This is a genomic window from Streptomyces sp. NPDC002232 (genome assembly GCF_042890295.1).
In the GTDB taxonomy this organism is placed as follows: domain Bacteria; phylum Actinomycetota; class Actinomycetes; order Streptomycetales; family Streptomycetaceae; genus Streptomyces.
This window is the reverse complement of the sequence record NZ_JBIARV010000005.1, coordinates 868,538-894,284: the sequence shown is the minus strand read 5'-3', so window position 1 is coordinate 894,284 and position 25,747 is coordinate 868,538. Positions and strand designations below refer to the sequence as shown.

16 protein-coding genes are annotated in these 25,747 nt (G+C 75.4%); 13 read left to right on the top strand and 3 right to left on the bottom strand.

Annotated elements, in window-relative coordinates:
- Positions 1-146: 146 nt before the first annotated feature.
- The 8 genes from ACFYXU_RS27095 (at position 147) to argF (ending at position 16,289) form a co-directional block, all read left to right on the top strand.
- Positions 147-593 carry a Pycsar system effector family protein gene (locus ACFYXU_RS27095; RefSeq protein WP_361404363.1) on the top strand — a complete coding sequence of 149 codons (447 nt, stop codon included), beginning with the start codon at positions 147-149 and terminating at the stop codon, positions 591-593.
- Positions 594-601: 8 nt separating this feature from the next.
- Entirely contained in the window at positions 602-3,013 is a 2,412-nt protein-coding gene (locus ACFYXU_RS27090; protein ID WP_389460358.1) for a VWA domain-containing protein, read from the top strand.
- A gap of 22 nt (positions 3,014-3,035) precedes the next feature.
- Entirely contained in the window at positions 3,036-6,695 is a 3,660-nt protein-coding gene (locus ACFYXU_RS27085) for a tubulin-like doman-containing protein (RefSeq protein WP_389460356.1), read from the top strand.
- On the top strand, positions 6,692-9,259 hold the full coding sequence (locus tag ACFYXU_RS27080) for a hypothetical protein (RefSeq protein WP_389460354.1): 2,568 nt from the start codon (positions 6,692-6,694) through the stop codon (positions 9,257-9,259). Before ACFYXU_RS27085 ends, ACFYXU_RS27080 begins: the two co-directional genes overlap by 4 nt.
- Positions 9,256-11,550, top strand: a complete 2,295-nt coding sequence (locus tag ACFYXU_RS27075) for a hypothetical protein (protein WP_389460353.1) — start codon at positions 9,256-9,258, stop codon at positions 11,548-11,550. Before ACFYXU_RS27080 ends, ACFYXU_RS27075 begins: the two co-directional genes overlap by 4 nt.
- Positions 11,547-13,847: a hypothetical protein gene (locus tag ACFYXU_RS27070; protein ID WP_389460351.1), complete on the top strand. Its 2,301-nt coding sequence runs from the start codon at positions 11,547-11,549 to the stop codon at positions 13,845-13,847. The genes ACFYXU_RS27075 and ACFYXU_RS27070 overlap by 4 nt, the downstream gene beginning before the upstream one ends.
- Positions 13,848-13,917: 70 nt before the next feature.
- Positions 13,918-15,150: an arginine deiminase gene (locus tag ACFYXU_RS27065; protein ID WP_329857141.1), complete on the top strand. Its 1,233-nt coding sequence runs from the start codon at positions 13,918-13,920 to the stop codon at positions 15,148-15,150.
- Positions 15,151-15,275: 125 nt separating this feature from the next.
- On the top strand, positions 15,276-16,289 hold the full coding sequence (argF, locus tag ACFYXU_RS27060) for an ornithine carbamoyltransferase (RefSeq protein ID WP_389460349.1): 1,014 nt from the start codon (positions 15,276-15,278) through the stop codon (positions 16,287-16,289).
- 116 nt (positions 16,290-16,405) lie between these two features.
- Here argF and ACFYXU_RS27055 read toward each other — a convergent pair whose 3' ends face one another.
- Positions 16,406-16,921: an ATP-binding protein gene (locus tag ACFYXU_RS27055; RefSeq protein WP_389460346.1), complete on the bottom strand. Its 516-nt coding sequence runs from the start codon at positions 16,919-16,921 to the stop codon at positions 16,406-16,408.
- 238 nt (positions 16,922-17,159) lie between these two features.
- On the opposite strand from ACFYXU_RS27055, the gene ACFYXU_RS27050 reads away from it, so the two are divergent.
- The 3 genes from ACFYXU_RS27050 to ACFYXU_RS27040 all read left to right on the top strand — a co-directional run bounded on the left by ACFYXU_RS27050 (position 17,160) and on the right by ACFYXU_RS27040 (position 20,895).
- Positions 17,160-17,987 carry an enoyl-CoA hydratase family protein gene (locus tag ACFYXU_RS27050; RefSeq protein WP_389408512.1) on the top strand — a complete coding sequence of 276 codons (828 nt, stop codon included), beginning with the start codon at positions 17,160-17,162 and terminating at the stop codon, positions 17,985-17,987.
- Positions 17,972-20,287, top strand: a complete 2,316-nt coding sequence (locus tag ACFYXU_RS27045) for a bifunctional salicylyl-CoA 5-hydroxylase/oxidoreductase (protein WP_389460344.1) — start codon at positions 17,972-17,974, stop codon at positions 20,285-20,287. The genes ACFYXU_RS27050 and ACFYXU_RS27045 overlap by 16 nt, the downstream gene beginning before the upstream one ends.
- Positions 20,288-20,394: 107 nt before the next feature.
- On the top strand, positions 20,395-20,895 hold the full coding sequence (locus tag ACFYXU_RS27040) for a DUF1772 domain-containing protein (protein WP_376508898.1): 501 nt from the start codon (positions 20,395-20,397) through the stop codon (positions 20,893-20,895).
- Between the two features lie 170 nt (positions 20,896-21,065).
- On the opposite strand, the gene ACFYXU_RS27035 is transcribed toward ACFYXU_RS27040, so the two are convergent.
- Both ACFYXU_RS27035 and ACFYXU_RS27030 read right to left on the bottom strand, forming a co-directional pair.
- Positions 21,066-21,887 (bottom strand): PaaX family transcriptional regulator C-terminal domain-containing protein, encoded by an 822-nt coding sequence (locus ACFYXU_RS27035; protein WP_389460342.1) that lies wholly within the window; start codon positions 21,885-21,887, stop codon positions 21,066-21,068.
- Between the two features lie 156 nt (positions 21,888-22,043).
- Entirely contained in the window at positions 22,044-23,681 is a 1,638-nt protein-coding gene (locus ACFYXU_RS27030) for an AMP-binding protein (RefSeq protein WP_389408515.1), read from the bottom strand.
- Positions 23,682-23,981: 300 nt separating this feature from the next.
- Here ACFYXU_RS27030 and ACFYXU_RS27025 point away from each other — a divergent pair, with 300 nt between their 5' ends.
- Positions 23,982-25,268, top strand: a complete 1,287-nt coding sequence (locus ACFYXU_RS27025) for an acyl-CoA dehydrogenase family protein (RefSeq protein WP_389460340.1) — start codon at positions 23,982-23,984, stop codon at positions 25,266-25,268.
- Positions 25,265-25,663 (top strand): RidA family protein, encoded by a 399-nt coding sequence (locus tag ACFYXU_RS27020; RefSeq protein WP_329857132.1) that lies wholly within the window; start codon positions 25,265-25,267, stop codon positions 25,661-25,663. The genes ACFYXU_RS27025 and ACFYXU_RS27020 overlap by 4 nt, the downstream gene beginning before the upstream one ends.
- Positions 25,664-25,747: the final 84 nt, after the last annotated feature.

Here is a 25,747-nt window from a genome sequence, read left to right as displayed (position 1 = left end):
CCGGCCGGACGCCGACGCCCGCCCCCGTACCGACGCCCTCGCCCCCGCCCGGCCGAACGCCGACGCCCGCCCCCGTACCGACCCCCTCGCCTCCCCCCGGCCCGACGGCGGCGCCCGCCCCCGTGCCGTCCGAGGAGCTGAGGTTCATGGCCGAGCGGCTCCTCGCCACCGTCCGTGAGGACATCGGGCGAGCCGACACCAAGGCGGCGATCCTGCTCTCCGGAGCCCTCGCCTTCCTCGCGGTCGTGTTCTCCGGGGGCCGTCTCCCCGTGCCCTCGACCGCCGTGGGACCGGCGTTCCTGCTCGCGGCGGGCGCGCTGTGGACGGCCGGGGTCCTGATGCTCGTCTCGGTGGTCCTGCCGCGCACCCGGATCGGCGCGGACCGCACCCTCCTGCGCGAGCTGACGGCCGGCCCGTCCGCGTCCGCGCTGCGGGAACGGCTCGGCGCGTCCGGCACGGACGCCACCGACTGGCTCCTCGAACAGGCCGGCGTGCACGGGCTCGTGCTCGCGGCGAAGTACCGGTGGCTGCGCCTGGGCGTGTTCGCGCTCGTGCTCGGCGCCCTCCTGGCCCTCTTCAGCGAACTGTGGTGAGAGACAAGATGAAGTGGACCGACAGGGCGCGCGCCCTGCTCCTCGCCGGGCTGCTCCTCGGGCTCACCGGCCCGCTCGGCACGCCCGCCGCCGCCGGCGTCCCCGCGGCCGGGGCGCGGCACCCGGCCCGTACCGCGGCCGACCCGGCCGAGGGCCCCGACCCGCTCGACTTCGCCGTCGTCGTCGACCAGTCGAAGAGCCTCGACGACAAGGACCTGGCACGGGAGACGGAAGCCGCCGCACTGCTCAGCCAGGGCGAGATATCGGAGCGCTCCCGGGCCACGATCATCGGCTTCGGCAGCTCCGAGAAGCCCGGCCAGTCGCCCGTGAACGAGGTCTGCCCGCTCACCGTCGCCGACGCGGCGGGCCGCGAGCGGCTCAGCACCTGCGTCCAGCAGCTGGCCCACCGCGACCGCACGGGACCCGGCACCGACTTCCCGGCCGCCGTCCGGCAGGCCGTCACGCGCCTCACCGAGGGCGGGACCAGGACCCCGGCCGTGCCCAAGGTCGTCTTCCTGCTCACCGACGGCAGGCTGGACGTCGCCGACAGCCCCGAGTACGGCACCGACCGGGACATCCGCCAGGCCAACGGCGCCCGCCGGCTCACCGAGGAACTCGCCCGCGCCCGGGCCGCCGGCGTCCAGATCTGGCCGCTCGGCTTCGGCGGCGAGATCGACCGCTCGGCGCTCACCGCGATGGCCGAGGGCGGCTACCGGGGCGCCTGCTCCGACGTCCCCGGCTCCGTCCCCCGCATGCGGGTGGTCGGCACCTCCGCCGAGATCGACAAGGCGCTCCAGGAGACCTTCGCCGCCGCCCGCTGCGCCCGGATCGCCCAGGGAACCGTCGGGAAGCCCCCCGCCGACCTGTCCGTGACCATCCCGCCCATCGCCACCGACGGCTCCCTGACCGTCGCCAAGCACGACCCCAAGGTGCGGGTCACCTACTACGACCCGGCGGGCCGCAAGGTGCCCGTACAGGGCGAGTTCGACGGCTCGACCTTCGAGGTCAGCGGCCAGGACGGACCGGTCGAGGCGCTGCGCGTGAAGGACCCGCTGCCCGGGCGCTGGCGCGTGCACATCGAGGCGCCCGAGGGCCACGGAGACCGCGAGGTCGCCGTCCGGGCCATCTGGCAGGGCCGCCTCCGCTCCGACGTCACCCTCGACCCGGCGTCCCCGCGCGCCGGCGAGAAGGTCACCGTGCAGGTGCGGATGCAGACCCGGCGCGGAGTCGTCATCACCGACCCGGGACAGCTGGCCGGCCTCGCGGCCTCGGCCGAGGTCGCCGGCGCGGGCTTCCGGCCCTTCACGTTCAAGCTCGCCGACGACGGCCGGGCGCCCGACGCGAAGGCCGGGGACGTCCGCTTCACCGGCACGTTCACCGTGCCCGCCGGGGCCACCGGCGACCTGGAACTCGTCACGCGCATGGCCGCGCCCGGCATCACCTCCGACCGGCGTCCCGTGCACGCCCGGAGCGGCCCGGACGTGCCCAAGGTGACGGCGGGGCTCGTCGTCGAGCGCGTCACCGTGCACCCCGGCGGCACCGTCGACGGCACCCTCGACGTCACCAACAACGACTCCGTCCCGCACACCCTGCGCTTCGCCCTCCAGGACCAGGCGCCCGGCACGGAGCTCACCGTCGCCCCGACACCGGTCACCGCGCCCGCGGGCGGCAGCACCCACATCCCCTTCACCGTGCGCCTCGCGCCCGGCACGCCCCTGGGCGAGCTGGGCGGCAAGGTCGCGGTCGTGGACGGCGGCGACGGCGACACGGTCCTCGACACCGCGTTCCTCGACGTCCTCGTCGTGGCGCCGCCCACCTGGTGGGACCGCTGGTGGAAGGCCGTCACCGGCGGCGCCGCCGTCGTCCTCGTCCTCGCCGTCCTCACCGCGATCCGGCTCGTCGCCCGGCGCCGCCGGCGCGACCTCACCGGGGTCACGCTCGAACTCCGCGACGACGGACGGTCCCTGTACACGCTGACCGTCCGCAGGGGACAGAGCGAGGGCGGGACCTTCGCCTTCGCCGTCGACGAGCCCTACGGCGGGGCCCCGACGCTCCGCGGCGTCCGCGGCTCCGCCGCCCACGCGCTGCGCCGCACCGGCTCCGGCCAGCTCCTGCTCCGCCCCCGGGGCGGCAGCCAGGTGCCGGTGCGGGTGGGCGAACCGATCGGTCTGGGCGAGCACGAACTCGTCGTGGGCGGCGGCCGCACGCCCTCCCCGCGGAGCCGCGACCTCCCGTGGTCCCGCCGCCCCGGCGCGCGCCCCGGCCCGGCCGCCGACACCGGCACCTGGGGGCGGCGCACCCGGGGACGCGACGGGCGCGGCAGGGACACCGGAAGGGGTACGGCCCCGGGCACGGGACCCGACACCGGCCCCGCCACCGGGCCGACCGGCGGCTCCGACCCCTACGACGGCAACTTCTGAACGGGCACCGAGGAGAGACGCCATGAAGATCTACCAGCCCATGCTCTTCGTCGGGCTCGGCGGCACCGGGGGAAAGATCGGCAGCGAACTCGAGCGGCAGCTGCGCCGGGAGCTGTGCGGACCCGACGGCACCGACCTCGTCGACGGCGGCAGCCGACTGCCCTTCCAGCTGCCCGACTGCCTCCAGTTCGTGTACGCCGACTTCAGCGAGGGCGAGCTGCTCGGCTACCCCCAGTTCCGGGCCAAGGGCGCCGAGGGCGCCGCCTACAGCCGTACCTCCCGGATGGTCCGCGACCTGCTGCCCACCGACTTCGACTCCTCGCCCGAGGTCGCCCGCATGCTGCGGGTCTCCCTCCACGAGGAGACCCGGCACTGGCTGCCGCCCCAGGCCCGGCAGCCGCGCGTCGCCCCCCTCAACAGCGGCGCCGGACAGCTCCCGACCGTCGGACGCGCCGCGCTCTTCGCGACCGTGCGCTCCGGCCTCGAACCGGTCCTGCGCCAGCTCCGCGAGGCGATCGGCGCCATCGGGCAGGCGGCCGGCGACCTCCGCCGGGTCGGCGGCGGCCACATCCGGGGCTGCGACGTCTTCGTCGCCTTCTCCGTCGCGGGCGGCACCGGCGCCGGCATCTTCTACGACTTCATCCACCTCATCGGGCACGAGTTCCGCAACGCCAAGGTGCCCGGCGTGAAGATCTACCCGCTCGTGGTGATGCCCTCCGCCTTCCCGCCCGAGGCGGGCGGCGGCCGCGAGGCCGAACTCAACGCGGCCCGCGCGCTCGTGGACCTCTCCCGGCTCGTCGACGACCAGAACGTGCCCGACGCCCTCGACACCGTCGGCGACGTCGAGGAGCGCGGCCGGCTCAGCGTCACCTACCCCGGCGACGGGGTCGTCGCCCTGCGCCCCGCCACCATGCAGACCGCCTTCCTCTTCTCCAAGCCGTCCGTCATCGGCGCCGAGGACCTCCGCCGCTCCATCACCGCCATGGTGATGTCGCTGATCGGCACCGAACTCGGCGAGGACAGCAACGCGGTGAACCGCGCCGAGGACGACTACCAGTCCTTCGCCGCCAGCTTCATCAACAAGGCCGTGGAGCGCTCCACCCCCGCCCGCACCGGCATCGGCTACCGGGGCATGTCCACCAGCCTCGCCGCCTCCCTCACCGTGCCCATCGACGACCTCGCCGAGATCGTCGCCGCCCGGCTCCTCGCCCAGGCCGTCCGCGGCATGTCCGAACGCGCCCGGCGGCCCGCCCGGGACGGCCAGGACATGGTCCGGGACCTCTTCACCCGCTCCGGCATCGGCCGCCTGTGGAGCCGCGAGGCCCCCGACGTGCCGCTGCCCCAGCAACTGCCCCGGGGCAGCCGGGACATCACCCAGGAACTCCGCCACCGGCTCAACGACATGGAGGACTCCCTCCAGCGCCTCGACGTCCACCTCGCCCGCGAGATCCCCCGCCTCACCGAGGACTTCAAGCCGGGCACCGGAGCCCGCGAACTCCTCGGCCTCATCGGACCGTTCCAGCTGGAGACCGTCCTCGCCGGGCTGCCCGCCCACACCGACCGGGTGGCCAGGGAGGGCTTCCTGGGAATGCTCGACAACCGGCGCAACGACCCCGAACGGCCCCCGAACGTCCAGACCTCCGCCCCCAACATCCCCCACATCCGGCGCAGCGTCGGCGGAGTCGTACCGGCCCGGTGGACCGACCCCGACGTCCAGGACACGCTCGCCGCACAGCAGGCCTGGTACCAGTGGCGGGCCCGGGTCCTGTGGCACCGAGGCTGGCAGGCCGGAGAGAACCAGTGGCGGCGCTCCATCAACCGCGTCGCCGCCGAGGTCGCCGAACTCGTCAAGGTGCTCCGCGCGCACGAGCAGGACGAGGCCAAGTCCTTCGCCGACAGCCGCCGCGAGCTCTACCGCGACGACCGCGCCGGCATCGCCTACCTGCTGCCCCCGCAGAACTCCCTGCGGGTCTTCTACGACGACGTCGTCGACCGCCTCGCCCAGACCGAGGGGCTCCCCGAGGCCACCGACGCCGCCGCCCTCCTCGACCGGCTGGTCACGCCCGACGACTGGCGGCGCGCCCTGGACGCGGTCCGCCGCTCGCCCGGGGCGGCCGTGAAGGAGATCAAGCAGGTCGTCGAGCGGCGGGTCAAGCGCCTCTTCGGCGAGGCCAACGACGACGTCTTCGCGCGCCCCCTGCTGCCCTCCATGGAGCTGCTGCTGCGGGCCGCCGCGGGCGACGAGTCCGCCGAGTCGAAGGTCGACCCGCGCTGGCTCGACCAGTTCCGCTCCCGGCTCGCCGGACTCCTCCCGGTGGGCTTCATCCCGGACGGCAGCGGCCCGCTCAAGATCCTCATCGTCCACCCGGCGACCGAGTCCGACGGCCGCGCCGCCGACTTCCTCGCGCAGGAACTCAACCTGCCCTCGCGGGTGTTCCCCGAGTGCCGGGCCGTCGACACCGACTCCATCACCGTCGTCTTCTTCCGCAGCGGCATGAACCTCACCGACATCTCCGAGGTCCGCAGCGTCCTCAGCCTCTGGTCCGAGGCCCGCGACTCCGGCGGCGAGGGCGACTTCCTGCACTGGCGCCAGCGGCTCGGCCACCAGGACGACTGGCTGGTCTCCACCGAGCAGGACCGGCAGCGCATCCTCCACCGGCTGCTCTGCGCCATGTGGAACGGCCACATCGCCGCCGAGGGCCCCGCCGGCTCCCCCCACCTCGTCCGGATCCGCCTCCAGGACGGCGAGTCCGCGACCATGACGCTGCGCCTGGAGGGCTTCGACGGGTCGCTGTCCAGCTGGGCGGGGCTGCTGCGGGCCTACGAACGCTGGGCGCTGCTCGACGAGGGCCAGATCATCGAGCAGTTCTGCGAACGGCTGATGCGCGCGCTGCCCAAGGGCCTCGCCCAGGTCCCCGCGCCCCCGTCGCCGCTCTTCACCCACTTCGTCGAGAACGTCGCCCCCCGCCAGCTCGCCCTGATCGACGAGGTCGCCGCCGAGTACGGCGCGGCGGACGGCGAATGGCTCGCGCCGCTCAGGCACTTCTGGGAGGTCACCTACCCGGGCGCCCTCGACATGCACTTCCCGAGCGCCGCCCGCCCGACCCGAGCGAGCCTCCGCGCCCTCTACGACCGCCACGCCCCGCGCCAGGACCGGACGCCGGGAGGCGGCGGCGCGCAGGGACGGCCCCGGGGCCAGGAGCGGGGCCCCGTACCCCGGGCCCGCCGCGAACCCGGACCGCGCACCGGGTACGACGAGGGCACGCGGTACGAGGAGGACGCGCGGTACGAGGAGGGGACGCGGTACGAGGGGGGCACGCGGTACGAGAACGGCGGGGGCCCGTACGACGGCCGGTACGAAGAGGACGGGCGGCGGAACCCGTACTCCGAGGACAGGTCCCGGAGCGCGTACTCCGACGACAGTCCCCGGACCCCGTACTCCGACGACAGCCCCCGGACCTCGTACGACGACCGCCCCGCACGGGACGACGGGGTTCGGCGCGATCCCGGCCGACCGTCACACGCGAACCGGCCCTCCTCCTCGGCGCCGTCCGCCTACGAGGGCGACTGGGAGCTGGATCCCGAGCCGGACTTCGGGCCCGACGACCCGTCCGACCCGTACCGGGACCGCGGGTCCGACGACGCGCCGCACCGCCGCGACCGGGCCGGTGAGGCGGAATGAGCCCACAGGCCCTTCCCGTCCTGCCCGAGCGACCGCTGCCGGGCCACGCCGTCTGCATCGACCTGCGGGAGTCGCCGGACGCGCACCGCGACCCGGACGCCGACGTCCGCGCCGCCCTGGACGTCCCGCAGCCCGGCGGCGAGCGGCGCTTCCTCGTCGTCGACGAGGCCGACCGGCTGGTGTCCCACCAGCTGCTCTACGAGCGCCTCTCCTCCTACGGGCCCGCGCACGTCGTCTGCCTGGCGGTCGGAGCGCGCGGCCGGCGGACCCTGAGCCGCTCCCTCACGCTCCGCCCGCCCGCCGCCGGCGTCCTGTGGCTCTTCGACTCCACGGAGGACGGCGTCCCGGGCGAGGCCGTGCTGCGCCCGCTCGTCGACGTCCTGTCGACGCCCGAGGTCTTCGACTCCGTCCTGCGCGCGCTGGGCGAGGTGGTGCACGGCGTCGCCGTGCCCGCCGTCCGGGTCCTGGAGCACGACCTCACCGAGGAGGCCAGGGCGCGCGCCTGGCGGCAGGCCGTGGAGGGCCTGGCGGGACCCGACGTCCCGGTCGGGAGCGTCTCCGCCGACCAGGTGCCGGGGGCGCTCGCCCTGCTCCTCGACGAGGGCGTCCCGCGCTCCCTGTCGGGGCACCGGTGGCTGCCCCCGCACGGGCGGGCCGGAGCGGGTCTCGCCGCGTGCGAGGAGGCGGTCGGCGAGGCCGTCGACGGCTACCAGCGGGTGCGGGGCCCGGCCGGTCTGCTCACCCGGGCGGGCCGGGACGTCGATCTGCCCGCGGACATCGAGCGGGTGACGGTGGAGCTGGAGCGGTTCCGGTCGGCCGTCGCGGACGCCTTCGGCGCGGCGGGCGGCACCCGGCTCACCCCCGAGCACCGGGGGATGCTGCGCGACCGGGGGATCGAACTGCCGGAACTGCCCCGGGAGATCTCCCGCGCCGGGATCGTACCGGCGCTGCGCGACCTCACCCACGACCTGATCGGCAAGGGGCTGCCGCTGCGGTCGGTCTCGGCGCGCCTGTCCGCGCTGTCCGCCCGCACCGCGCCCGTCGGCAGCGCGGCGCGGCTCGCCCGGCTCGACGCGATCTGCGGGCCCGAGCGGCTGCGGAGGCTCGCCACCCGCCACCCCTTCACCGCCGGCGGCTCCCGTCCGGTGGCCTTCGCCGTGACGGGACTCCTGGCGCTGCTCGCGGGCCTCTGGCCACTGCTCGGCTGGGTCCTCGGTCCGGCCACCGGCGTCCTCGCCGCCGGGCTCGCCCATCTGATGCTGCGGTGCAGGCCCAACCGCTCGCCCGACGGGCGGATCGACGGCGGCGGGGCGACGGGCGCCGCGCCCCGGCTCTTCGGCGGGCTGCTCGGCGGGCTCGCCGGGGCGGGCCTCGGCCAGTTCCTGGGCCTGCCCGTGGGGGCGGGCGCGGCAGCGGCGGCCGTGTCCGTGACGGGCGTCGTCCTGCTCGCGCTGCGCGACTGGAGCCGGGCCGTCGACGACTGGTGGGCGCTCGCCGACCCCGAGGAGGCCTGGCGGATCCTGGGGGAGATCCAGGACCTGGTGGTCACGACCGCCGTGCACGACTGGCTCTTCGCCGAGGTGCGGCAGCACTGCTCGGCCGGGGCCGGCGCCGTGGCCGGGCTGCTCCGGGGCCTCGCGGACACCGCCGACGGGCACGGGCGGCCGGGGGCGGCGCGGAAGGCGGAGCGCCCGGAGCCCGGGCCGCCGCCGGCGGCGGAGACCGGTGCGTCGTCCTGGAGCTGGGAGGACTGGAGGGACGACGAGGACGATCCGGGCGACTGGGGCGGCGGCGCCGACACCTGGGGCGACGGACCGGACGCCTGGGCGGACGGCGCGGGGGACGACCCCTGGCCCGGCACCGGCGGGACACCCCCGGCGCCCGAGGCCGCCGGGTACGCGCCGCCCACGGCTCCGTCGTCCGCCGACGGGCCGCCGCCCGCTCCCGCGCCCGGCTGGCTGGAGCGGCGGTACGGGGACGGGGGCCCCGCGCTGGTCGACACCCTCGTCGGCGACCTGGTCGCCGGCACCGTCATGATCCTCGACCGCTGCTGGGCGGGCATCGAACGCGAGCCCGGCGCCCTCGCCGGGGCCGGCCACGAGCGGCGCCTCACGGAGCTCCTCGACGAGACCCGGCTCCGGCTGGAGCGGGACGTGGCCGCCTCGCCGCCGCCCCGCCACGAAGGGCTCGCCGACCCCGAGATGCTCACCTCCCTCGCGGCCCTCACCGACCGCTCCGTCCGGCCCGACGCGGCCCGCCTCACCGGCGTCGCCGCGGACGCCGTCGCCCGGCTGCTGCTCGCGGAGGACGACTCCGCCCGCACGGTCGCGCTGTGCGGCCCCGAGCACCTGCGGCTGCTCTCCCACGATCCGCTCGCCGCCCGGCAGGTCCGGTTCGTGCCCGAGGCCATGCGGCGCGGGGCCGCCGGCGACGACATCTGGCGGGGCACCCCCGAGGACGTGGTGTGGACCGGGGCGGGACGGCACGCCGGCATCCTCCGTCTCGTACCGCTGCGCACGGACGTCGTGCACACCGTCCGCGCCGAGGAGGCGGGAGAAGAGTGAGCGACCCGAACCACCCGGAAGGCCCCGGCCCCCAGGGCGACCCGAACCACCCGGACCCGCCGGAATTCCACGGAGATCCGGGCGATCCGGCGGATCCGCACCGGCCGGGCGAACCGGCCCGGCCGATCGGACCGGACCACCCCGATCACCTGCGCGAGCCGGTGCCGCCGTCCCATCCGTACTACCAGGAGCTGGAGTTCCTCACGCACCGGGAGGACCCGGTCCGCTTCGCCGTCCGCTACGGGGAGGACCACCGGGTCCCGGGCCGCCCCGGCGTGCTCGCGCGCCGGGCGACCCTGGGGGAGGGCCTCCCCGTCGTGCAGTACCGGCTGGCGACGTCCGCGCAGGGCGACCCGCGCGCGTACGGCCACCTGGAGCGGGAGGTGGAGGCCGCCGTCGCCCTCGAACGGCGTTACGGAGGGGCGAAGTTCGGCGCGGTCTTCGCCCGTGTCGTCGGCTTCGACCTCACCGCCGCCGAGCCCTTCGTGCTCTACCGCCCGCCGTCGGGCCGCCCGCTGTCCGAGTGGGCGGGCCGCCTCGGCGCCCAGGACCAGGAGCGCGTCACCGGTCAACTCACGATGGCCGTACGGCTCCTGGCCGAGGCCGGTCTCGTGCACCGGGTCATCACGCCCGACACCGTACGGTGGGACGGAGCCCGGGTCCGGCTCTGCGAACCGTACGCGACCCTGCGCGCCGGGGAACTCCGCGAGCCCTTCGGCGGCGCCCCCTGGGCCTCGCCCGAACAGCGTGCCGGGCAGGGTGTGGCCGACCCGCGCGACGACCTCTGGTCCGTCGCCGAGCTCGCCTACCACCTGGTCGCCGGACGCCCCGACCGGGGCGACGGACCCCCCGCCGACCTGGCCGACTACCGGCGGCTCGCCGCCCTCGGGCAGAGCGGGCTCTTCGCCGCCCGCGCGGCCGACCGGCCGCACCCGGCCGCCCTCATGCGGCTCCTGCACGTCCCGGACCCGCTCGCCGCGGGCGTCGGGGCGGCCGCCGACCCGCTCGACCGCTGGCGCACCGTCTACGACCAGCAGGTCGCCAGGAAGCGCGCGGCCTCCGCTGGCGTCCCGCCCGGTGCGGGACCCCACGCGGAGGCGGAGCGGCCGCCCGCGCCCGCCCCGCGGCCGACGCGCCTGCGTGACCGGATCTTCGGCGGCGGGGGCGACACCTTCCGCCCCGCCCCGCCCGTGCCTCCCGAGCCGGTGCCGCTCCCGCCCCCGCGGAGCCGGATGTGCCCGCACTGCCTGCTCCCCGTCGAGTACGACGAGAGGCTCCTCGTCACCATCGACACCAAGGGCAACCGCATCCCGCTCGACCTCAGCGCCGAACGCCGCCCCGGCCACGTCGCGGACGCCCTGCGCAAGGCCTACCACCTGTGCCCGCACACCGTGGACGGCGACGAGGAGCACGAGCTGCCCGTCCCTTACCTCACCAACGGCGAACCGCTCTCCGTCGCCCTCGTCGGCAGCTCCTCCGTCGGCAAGACCCACCTCCTCGCCGCCATGCTCGGCGAGGTCGAACTCGGCGGCCTCGAACCGTACGGACTCAAGTGCCGTCCGCTCAACCCCGAGGCGCACCGCACCTATCTGCGGGAACGGGTCCAGAGCCTCAAGGAGGGGCGGCAGCTGGGCCGCACCGGGCAGCAGACCTTCGCGCGCTTCGCCGACGGGCTGCTCGTCCAGGCGGGCGCCGCCCAGCCCCGTCCCGTCGTCTTCTTCGACCTCGCGGGCGAGGACCTCGCGCAGGACGGCGAGGTCGGCCGCTTCCTCATGGGCGTCGACGCCTTCGTCTTCGTCGTGGACCCGCTGCGCGCCCTGGGGCTGCCGGGTCTCGACCCGGTGCGCGAACAGAGCGGACTGCGCCGGCGCGACCTCGGCGACGAGGCCTTCAGCACGGTGCTCAACCGCATCCCCCGGCAGCACGGCGGACTGATCGCCGCGCCCGCCGCGCTCGCCGTCAACAAGAGCGACCTGGTCCGCTTCGAGCCGGTCGTCGACCGCTGGCTCGGCCGCGCGCTGCCCGGCCGCCACGACCCCGCCGCGCTCCGGGACGAGAGCAGGGACGCGTACGCCTTCCTCGCCCATCACGCCGGCGCCGCCTGGCTCAAGCCCTTCGACGACTGCGCCGACTGCACCCTGCACTTCGTCGCAGCGACCGGCGGGCAGGCGCGCGGCGACCGATTCCCGCACGGGGCCCGGCCGCGCCGGGTCCTCGGACCACTGCTGTCGCTCTTCGCCCTGTGCGGGCTGCTGCCCGGAGCGGAACCTACGGAGGGGATCGTCCGATGACACGGACGGAGAACGAGGCCGACCAGATCGTCTTCCGCTGGGACAGCGAGAACCTCACCGGCAGCACCGGCTTCGGGCCCGTCGCCTGGTCCGGGCCCCGCGACGAGGCGGAGAACCTCTTCCGGGTCTCCGGCCCGGTCCTGCGGGCCAGCGGGGACGAGACCCGGCCGGCCCTGATACGGCTCCAGCAGCGCGCCGGAGTGATGCTGATCCGGCGCCTCCCCTTCACGGACGCCGACGGCGGCACGTCCGTGCTCTGCCACGCCCTCGTGGGCTCGCCCGCCCTCCTCGACCCCGCCGTCTGCCTCGGGCTCCACGCCTGGACCTGGGAGGGGGCCGCCGTCGCGGACCTCGCCGGGGCGCGCGGCCGCCTCCCCGTGGTGCCGGAGGAGGTCCTGGTCCCGGCGACGGGCCGGGGGCAGGGGGAGCTCGACGGGGCCCTGGCCCGGGTGCCGGAGGAACTCATCGGTGCCGTGGCCGAGTTGCTCCGCCATCCCGACGACCGGTTCACCATCCTGGACAAGCGCGGTGACACCGCCTGCCCGGTGCTGTGGGGCCTGCACAGCATGTTCGGTGCGCTCATCGACCGGCGCTGGACCTTCGCCACCCACGACACCCTGGAACTGCCGGCGCTCCGCTTCGCGTTCGTCGGCCGCTGGTCCGGCGCCGCGAGCCGGAACACCGAGCGCCACCGCGTCGACCCGCGCGAGCGGTGCGGCGACCGCGCGGAGGACGTCGCGGACCGGCTCGTACGGCACCACCTGCGGGGGATCGCCGAGGCGGACGGGGACGAGTACGCGGTCGGCCGCGCGCTCCACGCCGCCGCGTCCGCGCGCCGGGGCACGCTCCTGGAGACGGCGTCCCGAGCGGCGGACGCCCTCGCCACGACCCCCCGCCCGGCCACGCCCCCGCGCCCGCGCGCGGAAGTGCCCCCGCGTCCCGAAGCGCCCCCTGTCCGCCCGAACCGCCCTTCCCGGGCCCCGCAGGTCTCCCAGACCCCCCAGGCCTCCCACCCACCCCGGCCAGTCTCGGAGCAGGGGCAGCGGGATGTCCGGGAGCCCCGGGACGCCTGGGACCTCCGGCACAACCCGGATACGCGGGACCCCCGGGACCCCCGCGACCCCCGAGACCCGGTCCACGGGGACACCCCGGACCCCTGGTACGACGAGACGGCGGACCCCCGGTACCGGGAGGCCCCGGACCCCTGGTTCGAGGAGGTCCCGGACGACCGGGCAGGAGCCCCGAGGGACCTCGACCGCCGACGGGACGACCCCGCCCCCTGGTACGACGAGCCGTCCGCCGCCGGAAGGCCGACCACCCCGAGGCCCGTACCCGCCCCCGCGCCCCGGAGCGGGCCCGCCCCCGCGCCCGCGCCCCGGACCGAGCCGGAATCCGCCCCCGTACCGCCCCCCACGCCCCGGACCGAGCCGGAATCCGTCCCCGTATCCGCCCCCGCCACCCACACCGAGCCCGCCCCCGAGACCGCCCCCGCGCCCCCGCCCGTACCCCCCGCTCCCGAGGTCCCGCCCAGCGCGCCCCTCGCGGAGGTCCACCCCCGGCCCGTGCTGCCGTCGGTCGGGCCGCAGTGGACCGGGCCGGGCAAGGGCGCGCGGCGGGTGCGGGTGCGCCGGGAGCGGGAGGCCGAGACCTCGCTGGTGCACAAGCTGCCGGACGTGCGCAGTGTGGAGGAGGCCCGGGAGCTCGTCAGGCGGGCCGGCAGCCGCGAGCTGCTGGACGCGCTGCGCAAGCCCCAGGCGTACGCCGTCGTCACCGTCCTCCTGGGGGAGATCGCCGGGCGCCTGCCGTCCTGGGACCATCCGCTGCGCCGGGAGCTCTGCGACGTGGCCATCGACCGCGAGCTGTGGGCCGTCGTCCCGCCCACCGCGCGGGACGACCCCTCCGAACCGGCCGCCGAGCAGCGCGCGGCGAACTCGGCCGAGCTGCACCGCTGGGTGGTCCGCCCGCTGCTCGGCGGCGGCGACGCCCCGGTCGGACGGTTCGCCGAGCTGCTGTCGCGACTGCGGACGAGCCCGGATCCGTCGGCGCGGGAGGCCTTCTGGCTGATCGTCGAGGGGGAGCGCCCGGGGCTGCCGGAATCGGTCTGGCGCACGCTCCTGAAGGAGGCCTACGGCCTGTCGCGGAGCGCGCGCCGCCCGGGGCCCCAGGGACCGGCGCCCGCGCCCCCGGACGACTTCGGCACCGGGTACACCCGCCGGTTCCTGAGCCGCGTCGGACTGCTGCTCGGGGGACTCGTGGCCCTGATCGTCCTGATCGCCGTGGTCCAAGGGCTCACCTGAGGACGGCGGGGGCCGGACGACCCCTGTCGAAAGGCGGGCCAGGACCGCCCGGCTCCGTCAGGATGGGCGCATGGGATTCCATGTCGACTCCGAGACCGGGCGGCTGCGCCGCGTCATCCTGCACCGGCCCGATCTGGAGCTGAAGCGGCTCACCCCGACGAACAAGGACGCCCTCCTCTTCGACGACGTGCTGTGGGTGCGGCGGGCCCGGCAGGAGCACGACGGCTTCGCCGACGTGCTGCGCGACCGGGGGGTGGCGGTGCACCTCTTCGGGGACCTGCTGCGCGAGTCCCTGGAGGTGCCGTCGGCCCGCGCGCTGGTCCTGGACCGGGTCTTCGACGAGAAGGAGTACGGGCCGCTCGCCACCGACCACCTGCGCGCGGCGTTCGACTCGCTGGACGCCGCCGCGCTCGTCGAGGCGCTGGTCGGCGGGATGACGAAGCGGGAGTTCCTGGCTGCGCACCGGGAGCCGACCTCGGTCCGCTTCCACGCCATGGACCTGGACGACTTCCTGCTGGGTCCGCTGCCGAACCACCTCTTCACCCGGGACACCTCGGCCTGGATCTACGACGGCGTCTCCATCAACGCGATGCGCTGGCCGGCCCGGCAGCGGGAGACGGTGCACTTCGAGGCGATCTACAAGCACCATCCGCTGTTCACGGGGACGGAGGCGGGGCCCTTCCACCACTGGTCGGAGGGGCAGGGGGACTATCCGTCGACGATCGAGGGCGGGGACGTCCTCGTCATCGGCAACGGCGCCGTGCTGATCGGGATGAGCGAGCGGACCACGCCGCAGGCGGTGGAGATGCTGGCCCGGGGGATGTTCGCGGCCGGTTCGGCGCGCACGATCGTGGCCCTGGACATGCCGAAGCGGCGGGCGTTCATGCACCTGGACACGGTGATGACGATGGTCGACCAGGACGTGTTCACGCAGTACGCGGGGCTCGGCATGCTCCGCTCGTACACGATCGAGCCGGGTGACGCGGGCCAGTCCCTGCGGGTGACCGACCATCCGCCGGAGCGGATGCACAGCGCGATCGCGGCGGCGCTCGGGCTCCAGGAGATTCGGGTGCTCACGGCGACCCAGGACGTGCACGCGGCCGAGCGCGAGCAGTGGGACGACGGGTGCAACGTGCTGGCGGTGGAGCCGGGGGTGGTCGTCGCGTACGAGCGGAACGTCACGACGAACACGCATCTGCGGAAGCAGGGGATCGAGGTGATCGAGATCCCCGGCAGCGAACTGGGCCGGGGGAGGGGCGGGCCGCGCTGCATGAGCTGCCCGGTGGAGCGGGACGCCGCCTGAGGACGGTCCGGAAGTCGCGACCCCGGGGGGCTGTATAGAAATGTTGAAGGGCGTATACACTTCCAAAGTCCGATCGTCGGAGTTCCGCCGTCGCCCCCCGACCCGTCACCACAGGAGCGCGTCCCATGGCCACAGACCTCATCGGCCGCCACTTCCTCAAGGAGCTGGACTTCACCGCCGAGGAGTTCCGCGGCCTGATCGCGCTCGCCGCCGAACTCAAGACCGCCAAGAAGGCCGGCACCGAGGTCCAGCGGCTCCGCGGCCGGAACATCGCCCTGATCTTCGAGAAGACCTCGACGCGCACCCGCTGCGCCTTCGAGGTGGCCGCCGCCGACCAGGGCGCCTCCACCACGTACCTGGACCCCGCGAGCTCCCAGATCGGCCACAAGGAGTCGGTCAAGGACACCGCCCGTGTCCTCGGCCGGATGTTCGACGGCATCGAGTACCGGGGCGACAGCCAGGCCGCCGTCGAGGAGCTCGCCGCCTTCGCGGGCGTGCCCGTCTTCAACGGGCTGACGGACGACTGGCACCCCACCCAGATGCTGGCCGACGTGCTCACCATGACCGAGCACACGGACAAGCCGCTCGACGCGATCACCTTCGCCTACCTCGGCGACGCCCGCTTCAACATGGGCAACTCCTACCTGGTCACCGGCGCCCTGCTCGGCATGGACGTCCGGATCGTCGCGCCCAAGGCCTACTGGCCGGCCGAGGAGGTCGTCACGGCGGCCCGCGCGCTCGCCGGGACCAGCGGCGCCACGGTCACCCTCACCGAGGACGTGTCCGAGGGCGTCCGGGGCGCCGACTTCGTCGTCACCGACGTGTGGGTCTCCATGGGCGAGCCCAAGGAGGTCTGGGACGAGCGGATCGCCGCTCTCTCCCCCTACTCCGTGACGATGAACGTGCTGCGCGCCACCGGGAACCCGGACGTCAAGTTCCTGCACTGCCTGCCCGCCTTCCACGACCTGGGCACGGCCGTCGGCCGGGACATCCACGCCCGCCACGGCCTGGCCGAACTGGAGGTCTCGGACGAGGTCTTCGAGTCGGCGCACTCGGTCGTCTTCGACGAGGCCGAGAACCGGATGCACACGATCAAGGCGGTGCTGGTCGCCACGATGGCGGGCGGCGCGTCCGCCTAGGCGTTGCCGGTACGCGGTGCGGTCCGCGACCGCGCGCGTACAGGCTCGCACCGGGCTCTGGTGTGATCCCGAGTGCAGGCTCCGCGACCGTGCAGGCCCCCCGCCCCCGCCGCCCGTCAGCTGTCCGGGTGCCGTCTCTGGGGCGGTATCCGGGGGAGGGTGAACCAGACCGCCTTGCCGTCCGTGGTGGGGCGGTGGCCGCAGTCGCTGCTGAGCGCGCGGACCAGGAGCAGGCCCCGGCCGTGCTCCTGCCAGGGGTCGACCTCGGCGTCCGGGGCGGGGCAGGGGAGGCCGCCGGGGCCCGCGGGCCGGGAGTCGTGGACCTCGATCCGGCAGCCGTCGGGCGCCGCGAGCAGCGCGACGACCAGCTCGATGGGGCCCGCGCCCGCCGTGTGCTCCACGGCGTTGGCGACGAGCTCGGCGGTGAGCAGCTCCGCCGTGTCGCGGTCGGGGAGTGCGGTGCCCCCGGCGTCGAGGTCGGTGAAGGCGTTGCGGATCAGGGCGCGGGCGATCGGCACGGCGGCGGTGGTGTGGGGCAGGCGGATGCGCCAGGACTCGGCGGGGCCGGTCGCTTCGGTTCCGGGGCCGGAGAGCGCGGGTCCTGCGGCCGCGGGTCCGGTGTCATCGGGCATCGGGGTCGGGCTCCGTTCGCGTGGGGCGGGTGGGGTGGGGGCATCCCGAGACGTCCTGGTTTCGACCTTACGAGGCGCAAAATCCTTTTCCCAGGGCACCCCCGCCCTGACCGAGGGGACCTCGGTCATCGGGGGTCCGGGACCTTGTGGGGGTCCGGGCGTACTCCCTCTATCGCGTACTCGTGACGACGGTCACAGGGGAGTGATACCCTCCATCCGGAGGAAGGAGGCCCCTCGAATGAGCCCCTTTACCGGCTCCGCGCCCCGCACGTCACGCTGGCAGCACCTGCGCCTGGAGATCGACCAGGGCGTCGCCACCGTCACCCTCGCCCGCCCGGCCAAACTCAACGCCCTCACCTTCGGCGCCTACGCCGATCTGCGCGACCTCCTCGCCGAGCTCTCCCGCGAGCGCGCCGTCCGCGCCCTCGTCCTCGGCGGCGAAGGACGCGGCTTCTGCTCGGGCGGTGACGTCGACGAGATCATCGGCGCCACCCTCGCCCTCGACACCGCCCGGCTCCTCGACTTCAACCGGATGACCGGCCAGGTCGTCCGCGCCCTGCGCGAATGCCCCTTCCCCGTCGTCGCCGCCCTCCACGGCGTCGCCGCCGGCGCCGGGGCCGTCCTCGCGCTCGCCGCCGACTTCCGGATCGCCGACCCCACCACCCGCTTCTCCTTCCTCTTCACCCGGGTCGGCCTCTCCGGCGGCGACATGGGCGCCGCCTATCTGCTGCCCCGGGTCGTCGGACTCGGCCACGCCACCCGGCTCCTCATGCTCGGCGAGCCCGTCCACGCCGCCGAGGCCGAGCGCATCGGCCTCCTCAGCGAACTCACCGAGGAGGGCGCGTCGGGGGAGCGGGCCGCCGCCCTCGCCCGCCGCCTCGCCGACGGGCCCGCCCTCGCCCTCGCCCAGACCAAGGCCCTGCTCACCGCCGAGCTCGACATGCCCCTCGCCGCCGCCGTCGAACTCGACGCGGCCACCCAGGCGCTGCTGATGAACGGCGAGGACTACGCCGAGTTCCACGCCGCCTTCACCGAGAAGCGCGCCCCGAAATGGCGGGGCCGCTGATGCCCCCGGGCCCGGCGCGCGGGGTCCGGCCGCCCGGGGAAGCGGCGGGCACCGGCCCCCGGAGCGTCGCCGTCGTCGGCGGCGGCCCCGGCGGCCTCTACGCCGCCGCGCTGCTGAAGCGGCAGGACCCGGCCCGCGAGGTCACCGTCTGGGAGCGGAGCGCGCCCTCCGACACCTTCGGCTTCGGCGTCGTGCTCTCCGACGAGACCCTCGGCGGCATCCGCGACGCCGACCCCGTCGTGTACGAGGAGCTCCGCCGCGAGATGGTCCGCTGGGACGACATCGATGTCGTCCACCGGGGCCACCGCACCACCTCCACCGGCCACGGCTTCGCCGCCCTCGGCCGCCGCCGGCTCCTGGAGATCCTGCACGCCCGCTGCACCGGACTCGGCGTACGGCTCCGCTTCCGCGCCGAGGCCCCGCCCGCCGCCGTCCTCGCCGCCGCCCACGACCTGGTCGTGGCCGCCGACGGCGTCCACAGCCCCACCCGCGACACCCACGCCGCGCACTTCCGCCCCCGGATCAGCACCCACCGCTGCCGCTACATCTGGCTCGCCGCCGACTTCCCCTTCGAGGCCTTCCGCTTCGAGATCGCCGAGACCGAACACGGCGTGATGCAGCTGCACGCCTACCCCTTCTCCGCGGACTCCTCCACCGTCATCGTCGAGATGCGCGAGGAGGTCTGGCGGGCCGCCGGCTTCCACGAACTCGACGAGACCGAGTCCACCGCCCGCTGCGCCAAGATCTTCGCCGAGGCGCTCGGCGGCCGCGAACTCCGCTCGAACCACTCCTCCTGGACCGCCTTCCGCACCGTCGCCAACGCGCGCTGGTCCCACGGCAACACCGTCCTCATCGGCGACGCCGCCCACACCGCGCACTTCTCCATCGGCTCCGGCACGAAGCTGGCCGTCGAGGACGCCGTCGCCCTCGCCGACGCCGTCGCCGCCCACCCCGCCCTCGACGAGGCCCTCACCGCGTACGAGACCGAGCGCCGCCCCGTCGTCGAGTCCACCCAGCGCGCCGCCGCCGCCAGCCTGCGCTGGTTCGAGGAGCTCGCCGGGCACGTCGACCGGCCGCCCCGCCGCTTCGCCTTCGACCTGATCACCCGCAGCCGCCGCGTCACCCACGCCAACCTGAGGCTGCGCGACCCCGCCTTCACCGCCGCCGTCGAGGCGGACTTCGGCTGCCCGCCCGGCACCCCGCCGATGTTCACCCCCTTCCGGCTGCGCGGACTGACCCTGCGCAACAGGGTCGTCGTCTCCCCCATGGACCTGTACGTCGCCGAGGACGGCGTCCCCGGCGACTTCCACCTCGTCCACCTCGGCTCCCGCGCCCTCGGCGGCGCCGGACTCGTCATGACCGAGATGGTCTGCGTCAGCCCCGAGGGCCGCATCACCCCCGGCTGCACCGGCCTCTGGACCGACGATCAGGCCGCCGCCTGGACCCGGATCGCCGACTTCGTGCACACCTCGGCCCCCGGCACCGCGCTCGGCGTCCAGCTCGGCCACTCCGGCCGCAAGGGCTCCACCCGCCGCATGTGGGACGGCATCGACCAGCCGCTCCCCGAGGGCAACTGGCCGCTCGTCGCCGCCTCGCCCCTCCCGTACCGAAGTGGCGTCAACCAGATACCCGAGGCCCTCGACCGGGCCGGACTCACCGCCGTACGGAAGGAGTTCACCGCCGCCGCCCACCGCGCCGCCCGCAGCGGCTTCGACCTGCTCGAACTCCACTGCGCCCACGGCTACCTCCTCTCCGGCTTCCTCTCCCCGCTCACCAACCACCGCACCGACGCCTACGGCGGCGACCTCGCGGCCCGGCTGCGCTACCCCCTCGAAGTCTTCGACGCGGTCCGCGAGGCCTGGCCCGCCGACCGGCCCATGACCGTCCGCATCTCCGCCACCGACTGGGCCGAGGGCGGCACGACCGCCGGGGACGCCGTGACCATCTCCCGCGCCTTCGCCGACCACGGCGCCGACGCCATCGACGTCTCCACCGGCCAGGTCGTCCCCGACGAGGAACCCGCCTACGGCCGCTCGTACCAGACCCCCTACGCCGACCGCATCCGCAACGAGCTCGGGATCCCGGTGATCGCCGTCGGCGCCATCTCCTCCTGGGACGACGTCAACTCCCTGCTCCTCGCGGGCCGCGCCGACCTCTGCGCCCTCGCCCGCCCGCACCTCTACGACCCGCACTGGACCCTGCACGCGGCGGCCGAGCAGGAGTACCAGGGGCCGGCCGCGCCCTGGCCCGCCCCGTACCGCGCCGGCAGCCGCCGCCCGCCCACCGGCCGCCGCGACTGACACGCACGCGGAGGCCGTGGACGCTCGCGCATCCCGTGGACGCTCGCGTATGTCCGTGCGACGCGGAACCATGTCTCCCGCACCCCCACCTGCTCTTGAATGAGGGCATGACAGAGAACAGGGGCGGGACGAAGGGCGCCGGGTTGGTCCTCGGCGCGGCGACGGTGGCGACGGGACTGCTCGCGGGGGTGTGGTTCGCGTACGTCTGCTCGGTGATGCCGGCGCTGGCGCGCAGCGACGACCGGGTCTACGTCGAGGTGATGCGCGACATCAACGACGTGATCCAGAACCCGGTGTTCTTCGCCGCGTTCTTCGGCGCGCCGATCCTCGCGGCGGTCGCCGCCTGGCAGCACCGGGCGGGCCGGGCGCGCCTGTGGGCCCTCGCCGGGTTCGTCCTCGGCCTGGCCGTCCTCGTCGTCACCTCGGCGGTGAACGTCCCCCTCAACGACGCCCTCGCGGCGGCGAAGGACCCCGCCGCCGCCCGGGCCGCGTTCGAGGGCCCGTGGGTGGCGTGGAACACCGTCCGCGCCGTCCTGGGCACGGCGAGCCTGGTCTGCCTGGTCGGCGCCCTGGCCGTACGGAACCGGCCCGGGACCCGGGCGGCCTAGGGCGTGTCGTCACACGCCCGTCTGCCCCGCGACGCCTGGCACGCGCTCTCGCCGCACCGGGCGAAAGCCGAGTACGTCCAGTACGCGTGCTTCCACCCGGCGCACCGAGAGCACGCACCAGACGCCGCAGGGCCGCCCTCCGGGCGACGACGGGAGTGTGACGACACGCCCTAGTCTCCCGCGAGCAACGGGCCGACGTACTCCGCGCCCCGGTCCCGCAGCAGCTCGTGCAGGGCCGCGAAGACCTCCGAGGAGCGGCGGCCCGGCCAGTCGTCCGGCAGGAGCTCCGCCGGGAGCACCGGATCCGCGTAGGGGAGCCGGCGCCAGGAGTCCAGGGCGAGGAGGTAGTCCCGGTAGGCGTCCTCGGCGCCCGCCGGGGCCGTCCGCCAGGCCCGCAGGACCGGCTCGTGGGCGGCGAGGAACTCCTCGTGGAGCCGGGCGATCGCCGGCAGGTCCCACCAGCGGGCCACCGCCCCGGCCGTCGCCGTGTAGCCCAGGTGCTCGCCCCGGAAGAGGTCCACGTACGCGGAGAGCTCCAGGCGCTCCAGGGTGTTCCGGGTCTCCTCGTACAGCCGGGCCGGCGCGATCCAGACGCCCGGCGCCGCCGTGCCGAAGCCGAGCCGGGCCAGCCGGGACCGCAGCAGGTGCCGCTTGTGGCGCTCCGCCTCGGGCACCGAGAAGACGGCCAGGACCCAGCCCTCGGCGAGCTTCGGCTCCGTACGGGCGTAGATGCGGCGGTCGCCGTCGTCCAGGAGCCGCAGGGCGTCCGCCGAGAGGGCGTACCCGGCGGCGCCGGCCGGGGTCCGGCCCGGCAGCAGCAGCCCGCGCCGCTTCAGCCGCGACACCGAGGAACGCACCGAGGGCGCGTCCACGCCGAGGACGCCGAGCAGCCGGACGAGCGCGGCCACCGGCACCGGCGACTCGTCGGGCGCACGGCCGTACGCGCCGTAGAGGGAGACGATCAGGGATCGGGGAGTGTGCTGCTCGGCCACGTGATCACTTTAGGCGGTGGCCCGGGTGTCCTGTCGGGCCGTCCGGTCCCGCAGCGGCCTTCCGGTCCCGCCGGGGCCTCCCGTCCCGCCGGGTCCAGGCCGGGGCCTCCCGTCCCGCCGGGTCCAGGCCGGGGCCTCCCGTCCCCTCCCGCCGGGTCACGCCGGGGCTCCCGGTGCCGGGGCCCGCAGCCGGAAGCGCTGGAGCTTGCCCGTCGCGGTCCGGGGCAGCGCGTCGAGGAAGACGATCTCCCGGGGCGACTTGTACGGGGCGATGCGGGCGCGGACGAAGGCCCGCAGCGCGGCGGCGGTGCCCGCGTCGCGCGGCACCCCGTCCCGTACCACCGTGTACGCCACGACGACCTGGCCGCGCAGCTCGTCCGGGCGGCCCACGACCGCCGTCTCGACCACGTCGGGATGGTCCAGGAGCACCTCCTCGACCTGCGGCCCCGCGATGTTGTACCCGGCCGAGATGATCATGTCGTCGGCCCGGGAGACGTAGCGGAACCAGCCGTCCGGTTCCCGGACGTACGTGTCGCCCGTGACGTTCCAGCCGTTCCGCACGTACTCCTGCTGGCGGGGGTCGGCCAGATAGCGGCAGCCCACCGGGCCGCGCACGGCGAGCAGCCCCTCCTCGCCGTCCGGGACGCCGTTCCCCTCGCGGTCGACGATCCTGGCCTGCCAGCCGGGCACCGGACGCCCCGTGGTGCCGGGGCGGATGTCGCCGTCGGCGGCGGAGATGAAGATGTGCAGCAGCTCGGTGGCCCCGATGCCGTTGATCAGACGCAGTCCGGTCCGGGCGTACCAGGCCGTCCAGGTCGCCTCCGGCAGGTTCTCCCCGGCCGAGACGCAGCGGCGCAGCGAGGCCACCTCGGGGGCGGTGCCCTGGGAGAGCTCGTCGAGCATGACCCGGTACGCGGTCGGGGCGGTGAAGAGCACCGACACCCGGTGCCGCTCGATCGCCGCGAGCAGCTGCTTCGGGCCCGCCTGTTCCAGGAGGACCGCGCTCGCCCCGGCCCGCAGGGGGAAGACGACGAGCCCGCCCAGGCCGAAGGTGAAGGCGAGCGGCGGGGAGCCGGCGAAGACGTCGTCGGGCAGCGGGCGCAGGACGTGCGCGGAGAAGGTGTCGGCGACGGCCAGGACGTCCCGGTGGAAGTGGACGCAGCCCTTGGGGTGCCCGGTCGTGCCCGAGGTGAAGGCGATCAGGGCCACGTCGTCGGCGGCCGTCTCCACCGCCTCGTACCGGCCGGGCCGGTGCTCGGCGAGGGCCAGCAGGTCGTCCGGGGAGTCCCCGCCGAAGGGGGTGATCCGGAGCCCGGGTATCCGGGCCGCGACGAGCTCGTCGAGCACGTGGGCGTCGCACAGGGCGTGGCTGCACCGCGCCGCCCCGGCCATGACGGCGAGCTCGGGGGCGCGCTGCTGGGCCAGGACGGTGACGGCGACGCCGCCGGCCTTCATCACGGCGAGCCAGCAGGCGGCGAGCCAGGGAGTGGTGGGGCCGCGCAGGAGGACCCGGTTGCCGGGCCGCACCCGCAGGTCGGTGGTGAGGACGTGGGCGATCCGGTCCACCCGGTCGCGGAGCTCCCCGTAGCTCCAGATCCCGCCCTCGCCGTCGTGGAAGGCGGGCCGGTCGGCGCCGAACCGCTCCAGGGTGCGGTCGAGGAGTTCGGCGCCGCAGTTGAGCCGGTCGGGGTAGTCGAGCTCGGGGAGGTCGAAGACGAGCCGGGGCCACCGGTCGGGCGGCGGCAGTCCGTCACGGGAGAACGTGTCGAGGTGGGCCGAGGGCGTCAGCTCCATGAGTCCGTCCCCCTGTCGTGGTGGGGTCGTCCGTCGCCCGACGAGCGTATCGTGTTGGTGACGGCAGTCAACGGTTCGCGACAAGGGTGCCCACGGGCGCCCGGAGCACGGCGGCGCGCGACGCGGGGACCGGGACGCCCGACGGCGCCGGACCGACGGCCCCGGACGGCCCCGGGCCCAGAGCGGCGGGCGCCGGCGCAGTCAGCGCGCCGGACGGCACAGGGACCGCGTCGACCGGCGCGCGGACCGCGCCGGCCGGCACAGGGACGAAGACGCCCGGGGGCGTCGGAGAGGGCCCACATGCCCGCATTCTCGCTCGATCCGGCACAGACCACCTGGTGCGAGGAGCTCGGCGTGCTCGCCGCCGAACGGCTGAAACCCCTCGCCGACCGGGGCGAACCCGGCCGGGTCAACCGGCCCCTCGTCGCCGCCCTCGGCGACCTCGGACTCCTCGCCCGCCTCTTCGGCGCCGGCGCCCTCGACCTCTGCCTGCTGCGCGAGTCCCTCGCCCGCACCTGCACCGAGGCCGAGACCGCCCTCGCCCTCCAGGGCCTCGGCACCCACCCCGTCGCCGCCTTCGGCACCCCCGCCCAGCGCGCCCGCTGGCTCCCCGAGGCCACCGCCGGACGCGCCGTCGCCGCCTTCGCCCTCTCCGAACCGGACGCCGGCTCCGACGCCGCCGCCCTCGCCCTGGACGCCGTCCCCGACGGCCGGGGCGGCTGGCACCTGCACGGCGAGAAGCGCTGGATCTCCAACGCGCCCGAGGCCGACTTCGCCACCGTCTTCGCCCGCACCACCCGGGGCGTCGGAGCGCGCGGCGTCACCGCCTTCCTCGTCCCCGCCGACCGCCCGGGCCTGGGCGGGGAGCACCTCGACATGCTCGCCCCGCACGCCCTCGGCACCCTCACCTTCGACGGCGTCCCCGTCGGCCCCGACGACCTCCTCGGGGAGCCCGACCAGGGCTTCCGGGTCGCCATGAACACCCTCAACCTCTTCCGCCCCAGCGTCGGCGCCTTCGCCGTCGGTATGGCCCAGGCCGCCCTGGACGCCGCCCTCGCCCACACCGCCGCCCGCCCCGCCTTCGGCGGCGTCCTCGCCGACCTCCAGGCCGTCTCGCACCGCGTCGCCGAGATGGCCACCCGCACCGAGGCGGCCCGCCTCCTCGTGTACGCGGCGGCCGTCGCGTACGACGAGGGCGACCCGGACGTCCCCCGGCGCTCCGCGATGGCGAAGCTCCTCGCCACGGAGACCGCCCAGTACGTGGTCGACGCCGCCGTCCAGCTGCACGGCGCCCTCGCGCTCCAGCGCGGCCACCTCCTGGAACACCTCTACCGCGAGGTCCGCGCGCCCCGGATCTACGAGGGCGCGACGGAGGTGCAGCGCACGATCATCGCGAAGGAGCTGTACGCGAAGGCACGGCGATCCACGAAGGAGCCGTCCGCCGGGGAACGGCCGGTGAAGGGGCCGTCTGCCGAGGAACAGCCGGTGAAGGAGCCGTCCGCCGGGGAACAGCCGGTGAAGGGGCCGTCCGCCGAGGTGCCGCACGCGGACGCGCGGCACGCCGTGACGAAGGAGCCGACCGCATGAGCCTGCACCGGCACAACCCCGCCGAACTCTCCCCGCCCACCGGCTTCTCGCACGCCGTCACCGCCACCGGCACCCGCCTGGTGTTCCTCGCCGGGCAGACCGCCCTCGACAGCGAGGGCAAGGTCGTGGGGGAGGGCCTCACCGAGCAGTTCACCACCGCCCTCGGGAACCTGCTCACCGCCCTGCGCCACGCCGGCGGCGCCCCCGCCGACCTGGCCCGCGTCACGGTCTACACCACCGATGTCGCCGGGTACCGGGAGCACGCCCACGAACTGGGCCGGATCTGGCGACGGTTGGCGGGGCGGGACTATCCGGCGATGGCCGTCATCGGCGTCGTACGGCTCTGGGACGAGCAGGCCCTGGTGGAACTGGACGGTTTCGCGGCCCTGGACTGAGAGGTCCTTGATCAACTGGTCGGCCCTGGGGGCCGGGCTTAGTGTCGAAAGGTGGACTGACCGGCCCACGGCTCACTCACCAGG